Origin of the sequence: Dehalococcoides sp. (genome assembly GCF_041654235.1) — a bacterium.
GTDB lineage: Bacteria > Chloroflexota > Dehalococcoidia > Dehalococcoidales > Dehalococcoidaceae > Dehalococcoides > Dehalococcoides mccartyi_B.
Window position 1 is genome coordinate 1 of record NZ_JBAZDW010000062.1, and the last position, 7,288, is coordinate 7,288.

Here is a 7,288-nt window from a genome sequence, read left to right on the forward strand (position 1 = left end):
TTCAAAGGAGATAATGCCCGGTACAGAACTAATGGAGGCTTGATATGGCTGTAATTGATATTGGGCCTGGTGCTACAAATAGGGGTGGAACTCAATCGGCGCTTTACACCGCCGTTGACCTGAATAACCCTGCCAATGATACCGGAATATTAGATACGATTGAAGTACGGGCTATAACTCTAAATCTTTCTAATTTTAAAATAGGTACATTCTCAGGGTCTGGTACAAGCTATGATGACAGAGATTATGAAACTATAGGGTCAGTAGCTTCTGGGGCAAAGCGAACATTTACAGGCCTCTCTATTGATGTAGTAATTGGTGATTTACTTGGTTGCTATTATAGCAGTGGTCGATTAGAGGTAGATACTTCCGGTTACAACGGTTATTATTATTCTTCGAGCGACTATTTTGGCTCTGGTTCCAATACGTATAACTTAATGGCAGATGATGCCATCTCTATATATGGCACTGGTGCAACCACCAGTAACACCTATGAATTATCCTGCACTGATGGATTAAGCATAGGAGATAATAATAAGGGGAGTTTATCCTTAAACTTAGCTCTAACAGATGGGCTTAAATCGGGTGAGTCTTTGGGCAATACCAGAGTTTCTTACCCCATAATCTCAGACGGATTGTCTTTGGGTGAGAGCCTAGCCTCTTATTTAAAACTTTCTCTCGTTCTTTCTGATGGAATTACCTTAGGAGATGCCCAAGGAACTCAGCTAATAGCCAATACAGAAGTTAATGACGGGTTGAATTTGGGTGACATCTTAAGCACTCAGGCAATCCTGAATGTCTCTGCTCAGGATGGGGTTATTCTGGGGGATACACCGCAGGGGAATATCAGTATTTTCTTGAGTCTCACAGACGGGCAAAAACTTTCCGATACAGTAACAGCTGGCTTCTTAATTTCCTTACTCTTATCGGACGGTATTTCTTTAACCGATACAACGGCAGCACAGGCTATCCATAACCCCAACCTTATAGATGGTTTAAATCTCTCTGACTTGCCCTCAGGTACCGCCCTGTTGAGTTTAGCAGTAGCCGATGGAGTAACTGCGGGAGACACACCAAGTACGCAAGTAAGTTTTCAGGTAACACTGGCTGATGGGCTGATTACCGGAGACAGTGGATTAGGCTCAATAATTTTTGACCTGCAAGCGATGGATGGCGTTTCCCTTACTGATACCACCCTTACCAATCTGATTTACCAATTGCTGGTGCAGGCAGGAATTAAGTTATCCGATACTCCATTAACAACTGCCATATTAGCACTCTTGGCTCAGGATGGTTTATCTCTTTCGGATAGTCCCTCTTACTCAGGCGCAGCTATTTATAACCTGCTTCTTTCTGATGGGCTAACTCTTTCTGATGCCCCCAGTATGACTTGCACGCTAAACCTGATAGTTCAGGAGGACATTTCACTCGGAGCTACTGCCAATGCTATCTGCCAGTTTTTTGAATCTGTAACTGATGGTTTCAAGCTGGGTGATATTTCCCTGAATTATATAAGTGGGCTTATTAAACTCACTGTCAATCTCTATGGACGGGCCGGAACAGGAACAATACCAGCCCGGACTATCACAGTAAACCTGCTTAACCGCAGTTCGGCAGCAGAATTAAAGCAGAGGGCGATTACTCTGGGGCTGAAAGACCAATCCATAACCTTAAATACAAAAACTGAATAAATAATCAAAGGGAATGACCTTCAAAGACCAACCCCCAAGTTGGTCTTTTGGTTTATAAAGGGAGGATTAAGTGGAAAATATTAAAGACGGATGCAAACTAAGCGGTAAGTTCCTTACCGAGTGTTACCGCAAAGGCAAGCTCATCTGGAAAGAAGAAAGCCATAACATAGTCACAACCGAGGGGCGTAACCGCATACTTGATGTGATGTTCCATGGCACTACCCAGATAGCAACCTGGTACTGTGGGCTTGTGGAAACAGATACCACGCCAGACGCAGGTATGACCTATGACGTACCGACATTTACCGAGAGTACTGCTTATGATGAAGCAGCTCGGCCTGCCTTTGTTGAAGCGGCCTCCAGCTCTGGCTCGGTTACCAACTCAGCAAATAAAGCTGTGTTCACTATCTCAGGCACAAAGACAATGTACGGAGCGGCACTGTTTAGCATCAATACCAAAGGAGACCATACTGCTGGGGCAGACAACGTCCTGTACTGCTATTCCAAATTTGCCTCCGGGCGTTCTGTGGTAGACGATGACGTAATTAACCTGACCTACACAGTCACTGCTGCTGATGATGGTGCATAAGGGAGGCTGATTTATGGCTACCTTAACAATACCGAACAGTGATAAAGGTTATACCCTGCAATTTACTGTCCATGATTCTACAGGTGTAGCAAAAAATCTGACCGGGTATGCAATTAATTTGAAAGTCTGGAAGCCTGGCGCACCTACGACCTTGCTTGTAACCGGGGCTTGCACAATAAGCGATGCTGAAAATGGTGTTGTTACCTATACGTTGACCGGAACAGACTTTGCTCTTACGGGTACTTACCATGCCGAACTGGAATTAACAATAGTATCAGGTGGAGTAACAACTGTACGGGAAAGCACCGGCAATTTCAGCATTACTGTAGTGGAGAGTGGCTAATATGACAGATTATTGCACTCTTGAAGAAGTTAAAAGAGAACTTAATATTCCAGGTGGCGAGTCAGACGATATACTCCAAGCATTAATAGGGCAAACTAAAGACCTCATAGATAAGTTCTGTAACCGAAGTTTTGACAGCGTTACCACTACAAAGTACTTCGACGGAACCGCCAGCCCATTATGTATTCCAGATTTGATTACGCTCACCAGTCTCAAACTGGACACAAACGGAGACGGAGTTTACGAGGCCACTTTAACCACAAGCGATTATATTCTTTACCCCCTTAACAGCACACCCAAGGAGTCCATTAGAATAAATCCTAATGGAAACTATTCCAGTTTTGCCTCTGGTATTCCAAGCGGAGTTTCTATCACAGGAACCTGGGGTTATGCCTCTACTGTACCAGGGCCAATACGCAGGGCCAGCATAATACAAGTACAACGCTGGTATAAACGTAAAGAGACCGCCTTCGCTGATGTAGTGGGAGTGCCTGAATTAGGCGAAGTGCATTACTACAAGGGGCTTGACCCAGACATACATTTGATAGTTCAAGCCTATCGCAAGCAGAGGTATTTTTAATGGCCATCAATGTCCAGGTACTTGGTGCTGAAGAAATTATTAAGGCACTCACTAACAAAGATATCTTATCTAATGTAAACAAAGAGCTGTCTAAACTAGCAATCAAAATGGCAAACCGATCCAAGAAAGCAACTGTGGTTGACACAGGACGACTGAGAGCATCAATAGCAACGCGGATGTCTGACCTATCAGCTGAAATAGGCACAAATATTGAATATGCCCCATTCGTTGAATATGGTACGTCAAAAATGGAAGCCCGCCATATGGAAGGTAGCACTAGGGTACTCGGTGAGGGTATGTTCACTTTCACAGTTAATAACTCGCAAGAAGACATAGACAAATTCAGCGATGAATTGGGGAAAATCATGTCGGATAGGTGGCCAAAATGAGTGTAGAAATAATAGGGAATGGCCTCAAGACAAGGCTACAAACCATAACCGCTCTCAAGGCGGTTTTTTCTTGCTCCGAAATACCCCAATCAGTTAATAGCTTTCCGACTGCCCTAATATTCCACACCGGTACAGAATATGACCAGACGATGGGTGCTACCAATATGCAACTACATCGCTTCAAGGTAAAAATCTGTACCCAAACCGCAGACCAGCCAAGCGGGCTTAACGCTCTGCTGGACTTCGTGGAAAACACAGGCGATAACTCGGTTAAAGCGGCCGTTGATAGTGACGTTACCCTTGGTGGTAAATGCGATACAACAAGAGTCATAAGAAACTCTGGTCAAGGGACGTTTAGCATGGGTGGACATGTTTATCTGGGAACAGAATTTGAAATTGAAGTATGGGAATAATAGGAGGATTACATGGCAGTTTTAAGCGGTAAAGCCGGCGAGGTAACTGTGGGTGGTGCCACAGTAGCCGGTATTAAATCATGGCAACTGGATTACACGTCTGAAGTGCTGGATAGCACAGATTTTGAAGATGTGGGTGTACGTACCTTTGCGGCAGGATGTTCCAGTTGGTCTGGCAGTTTTGAAGGCTACAAAAAGGGTGCACCTCTAACCATTGGTTCTGAAGTGTCTTTGGTACTCAAGGAAAGCCAGACTGCGACTCAGCAGTGGACAGGACAAGCAATTGTAACTGGTATCCACCCCGCAAATAGTATAGATGGGCTGACGGCCTATTCATACGATTATCAAGGCACCGGGGCACTTACTGTACCTACAGCTTAAGGAGTTAAAAAATGAGTGTTGTATCGGGTAAATTAGGCGGGGTATTTACATCCGCCTTACTAATTGAGAACTGCGAGGCAGCTTGGGACGAGCTGGTTGATGGTGATGTTACCGCTTCAGCAGATAGCACAGACGTTAAAGTGGGGGCTTACAGTGCCAAGTTCGCTTGTGCAGCCGGTCTGGGTGCAGGTGACATTATTGCTGCCAATGACATCGCTAGCAAAGACCTCTCGGCCTACAAGAAAATATACGCATGGGTGAAATCCAGCGTGGCACTAGATGCCGGCGATGTTCAGCTCTTACTGGATGATACCGCCCAGTGTGCCAGTGTTTTGAAATCACTTAATCTCCCCGCTTTAAGTGCTAACACGTGGACACGTGTATTGCTGGACTTAGGAGACGCTAGCAGTTTAACTGCGGTCATCTCAGTCGGGCTGAAGCAAGTAGTTGATAAAGGTGCTTTCAACCTCTGGATTGACGATATTGAAGCCCTGAAGGCTATCGCTGGCATTAAGTCATGGCAGTTGGACTATACGGTGGATATTCTGGACAGCACATCGTTTATAGATGCCGGTGCCAGAACATTCTCTCCCGGTAGTACTCAATGGGGAGGCTCATTTGAAGGGTATAAGTATGGTGCCCCTCTGGGTATCGGGTCTGAAGTAATATTAGCCCTCGCAGAAAGCGCTACCACTGGTCAGGCATGGATAGGAAACGCATATATAAGCGGCGCACATGTGACCTCAAGCCTTGATGCTCTGGTGACTTATTCGTACGACTTCCAGGGGACCGGGAGTGTTGAGGTTGCCTCTTTGTAATGCGTAACCTAGATGAGACAATTGTCTACCTGATGAGAGTTTACAAGTGGCCGCTGGAATATACCCGCAATCTGGTACGCACTATGCCTGTCAAAGACTTAAACATTCTCATAGCCGAAACCGATTATCAGGAACGTATGGCCACCTACCAACAGTCATACAACGTTGCCTTAATCCTATCGGCAATATGCAGTTCAGACAAACGCAAATACAAACCATCTGATTTTATTGGTAAACAACCTGAAAGGAAAACAAATGTCTCTAAACCAAGACCCCAAACTGAGGAAGATACAACTAGGGGAAACCCTTTTTACACTCTCCCCCCTGAACCTGAATGTGCTTGAAGATATAGAGCGTGAGTTTGGTTCTACCAGTGCAATGGTGACGGCCTTGCAGGACAGGCCTATATCCACCCTAAAGAAAATCCTCTGGATACTGATTAGGGATAATCACCCGGATATGACTCCCGATAGCATTGGGCGAATGGTGGAATATCAGGACATAGAACGGCTAAATGAGGCCATTGCTGAAGTCCTGAAGTGAGGTAATTATGGCTAAGTCTATTGCCGATTTGGTTATTAAAATAGGTGCAGATACCAAGGACATGGAAGCAGGCCTTTCCTCTGCTCAGGTAAAACTGCAGAAACTATCCGAAGGTGCCAAAAAAGCCGGAATAGGTCTAATGGCGATTGGAACGGCTATAACTGGTTTAGGTATAGCTGCCGTTAAATCCTATGCGGAAACCGGTGATGCACTGTCAAAAATGGCTACCCGAACAGGCATTAGTGCACAGGCATTATCAGAGCTGAAGTACGCCGCACAGATGTCAGGAAGCAGTATTGAAGACCTTGAAACCAGCGTTAAGCGTATGCAAATGTTCATGGCAGATGCTACTGAAGGGTCTGCACTCGCAACCGATACGCTGGATAAGCTGGGATTAAAACTAACAGACCTCCAAGGATTGAACCAAGAAGACCAGTTCTTGAAACTGTCTTATGCTTTGGCAGATGTAGATGATGCGGGACAAAGGGCATCACTGGCATTTGATTTATTTGGCAAAAGCGGGACGGACTTGTTGCCTATGTTTGCTGACGGCTCGGCAGCATTAGCAGGCCTGAGGCAAGAAGCAAATGACCTCGGCGTTACAATGGATGACGTCAGTGCCAACAAGGCTGCTGAACTTGGAGACTCAATTGAGAAGTTGAAGACTACTTTTGACGGTATGAAAGTTCAAATAGGCGAAGCACTGGCCCCGGCAGTTATCAATCTGGCAAATAGTTTAACTGAGCAATTAAAACCAGCTATTGCGTGGTTATCAGAACATCCTGAAGCCACAGAAGCATTTGTGAAATTTGGGTTGGCATTTATAGGTGTTGGTGGGTTGCTCCTGATAATTCCGCAGGTAGTTAGGGCTTTCAAAAGTATCAAAGTTGCCATCATGGAAATAAACGCCGCCATGGTGTTCCTCCAAGCCTTGACAGGTGTTGGTCTTGTGAAGGCGTTAGTTGGAGTGGCAGCGGCAGGTGCCATTATCTTTGGCATGAATAAGGTTGTAGAAGCTAATACAGAAGATATACCTGGGTTTGCGGATGGCGGCATCGTAACTAAACCTACGCTGGCCATGGTGGGAGAAGCTGGCCCTGAAGCGATAACCCCTCTCGGACAAGGATTTGGCACTACTGTAAACGTTACTGTTCAGGGTTCGGTTATGTCTGAATACGACCTCGCCCAGAGTATCCGCTCTGCCCTGCTACAAGATAAATCACGAAACGCTAATCTAGGGTTGGCTTGATATGATATTACCCACATTACAAGTAAGAATTGCCTTTGATAGCGAACCCTTCGCCGAAATACCCACTTGGACGGATGTTACGGCTGATGCTATTTCATTCTCCACCAGGCGAGGCAGGCAGAAACAACTAGACCGCATTGAGTGCGGTGTAGCCACTATTATACTTACCAATTCAAGCGGTAATTACTGGCCCAGTAATACCGGCGGGGCTTACTACCCTAATATTAAACCATGGAAGCGTATAAATATCCGGGCCACTTATAGCGGCGCAACTTATGACATCTTCACCGGT

General features: G+C 45.5%; 11 protein-coding genes and 1 pseudogene. All 12 read left to right on the top strand.

The annotated features are described in order from the left end of the window. Nucleotides 1-44 precede the first annotated feature (44 nt). Nucleotides 45-1,691: a hypothetical protein gene (locus WC259_RS06910; RefSeq protein ID WP_372643816.1), complete on the top strand. Its 1,647-nt coding sequence runs from the start codon at nt 45-47 to the stop codon at nt 1,689-1,691. Between the two features lie 70 nt (nt 1,692-1,761). Next, nucleotides 1,762-2,280, top strand: a complete 519-nt coding sequence (locus tag WC259_RS06915) for a hypothetical protein (protein WP_347007348.1) — start codon at nt 1,762-1,764, stop codon at nt 2,278-2,280. 13 nt (nt 2,281-2,293) lie between these two features. After that, nucleotides 2,294-2,623 (top strand): BppU family phage baseplate upper protein, encoded by a 330-nt coding sequence (locus WC259_RS06920; protein ID WP_372643819.1) that lies wholly within the window; start codon nt 2,294-2,296, stop codon nt 2,621-2,623. A gap of 1 nt (nt 2,624) precedes the next feature. Next, nucleotides 2,625-3,203: a head-tail connector protein gene (locus tag WC259_RS06925; RefSeq protein WP_347007346.1), complete on the top strand. Its 579-nt coding sequence runs from the start codon at nt 2,625-2,627 to the stop codon at nt 3,201-3,203. Beyond that, on the top strand, nt 3,203-3,592 hold the full coding sequence (locus WC259_RS06930) for an HK97 gp10 family phage protein (protein WP_372643823.1): 390 nt from the start codon (nt 3,203-3,205) through the stop codon (nt 3,590-3,592). The genes WC259_RS06925 and WC259_RS06930 overlap by 1 nt, the downstream gene beginning before the upstream one ends. After that, complete coding sequence (locus WC259_RS06935; RefSeq protein WP_372643826.1) at nt 3,589-4,005, top strand: hypothetical protein; 417 nt, start codon at nt 3,589-3,591, stop codon at nt 4,003-4,005. The genes WC259_RS06930 and WC259_RS06935 overlap by 4 nt, the downstream gene beginning before the upstream one ends. A 12-nt stretch (nt 4,006-4,017) precedes the next feature. Further along, nucleotides 4,018-4,386 (top strand): hypothetical protein, encoded by a 369-nt coding sequence (locus WC259_RS06940; RefSeq protein ID WP_372643829.1) that lies wholly within the window; start codon nt 4,018-4,020, stop codon nt 4,384-4,386. Between the two features lie 11 nt (nt 4,387-4,397). Further along, the gene (locus WC259_RS06945) at nt 4,398-5,204 is read left to right on the top strand and encodes a hypothetical protein (protein ID WP_372643832.1); all 807 of its coding nucleotides are present in this window, start codon (nt 4,398-4,400) and stop codon (nt 5,202-5,204) included. After that, on the top strand, nt 5,204-5,548 hold the full coding sequence (locus WC259_RS06950) for a hypothetical protein (RefSeq protein ID WP_372643834.1): 345 nt from the start codon (nt 5,204-5,206) through the stop codon (nt 5,546-5,548). Before WC259_RS06945 ends, WC259_RS06950 begins: the two co-directional genes overlap by 1 nt. Continuing rightward, on the top strand, nt 5,541-5,747 hold the full coding sequence (locus WC259_RS06955) for a hypothetical protein (RefSeq protein WP_372643837.1): 207 nt from the start codon (nt 5,541-5,543) through the stop codon (nt 5,745-5,747). Before WC259_RS06950 ends, WC259_RS06955 begins: the two co-directional genes overlap by 8 nt. 7 nt (nt 5,748-5,754) lie before the next feature. Continuing rightward, on the top strand, nt 5,755-6,996 hold the full coding sequence (locus tag WC259_RS06960) for a phage tail tape measure protein (RefSeq protein ID WP_372643840.1): 1,242 nt from the start codon (nt 5,755-5,757) through the stop codon (nt 6,994-6,996). Between the two features lies 1 nt (nt 6,997). Then, nucleotides 6,998-7,288 (top strand): annotated as a pseudogene (locus WC259_RS06965) (hypothetical protein); the annotation flags it as partial.

Coding starts and splice junctions, on each gene's coding strand:
- WC259_RS06925 (WP_347007346.1), top strand. CDS start 2,625: ATGACAGATTATTGCACTCTTGAAGAAGTTAAAAGAGAACTTAATATT.
- WC259_RS06945 (WP_372643832.1), top strand. CDS start 4,398: ATGAGTGTTGTATCGGGTAAATTAGGCGGGGTATTTACATCCGCCTTA.
- WC259_RS06935 (WP_372643826.1), top strand. CDS start 3,589: ATGAGTGTAGAAATAATAGGGAATGGCCTCAAGACAAGGCTACAAACC.
- WC259_RS06960 (WP_372643840.1), top strand. CDS start 5,755: ATGGCTAAGTCTATTGCCGATTTGGTTATTAAAATAGGTGCAGATACC.
- WC259_RS06920 (WP_372643819.1), top strand. CDS start 2,294: ATGGCTACCTTAACAATACCGAACAGTGATAAAGGTTATACCCTGCAA.
- WC259_RS06930 (WP_372643823.1), top strand. CDS start 3,203: ATGGCCATCAATGTCCAGGTACTTGGTGCTGAAGAAATTATTAAGGCA.
- WC259_RS06910 (WP_372643816.1), top strand. CDS start 45: ATGGCTGTAATTGATATTGGGCCTGGTGCTACAAATAGGGGTGGAACT.
- WC259_RS06950 (WP_372643834.1), top strand. CDS start 5,204: ATGCGTAACCTAGATGAGACAATTGTCTACCTGATGAGAGTTTACAAG.
- WC259_RS06940 (WP_372643829.1), top strand. CDS start 4,018: ATGGCAGTTTTAAGCGGTAAAGCCGGCGAGGTAACTGTGGGTGGTGCC.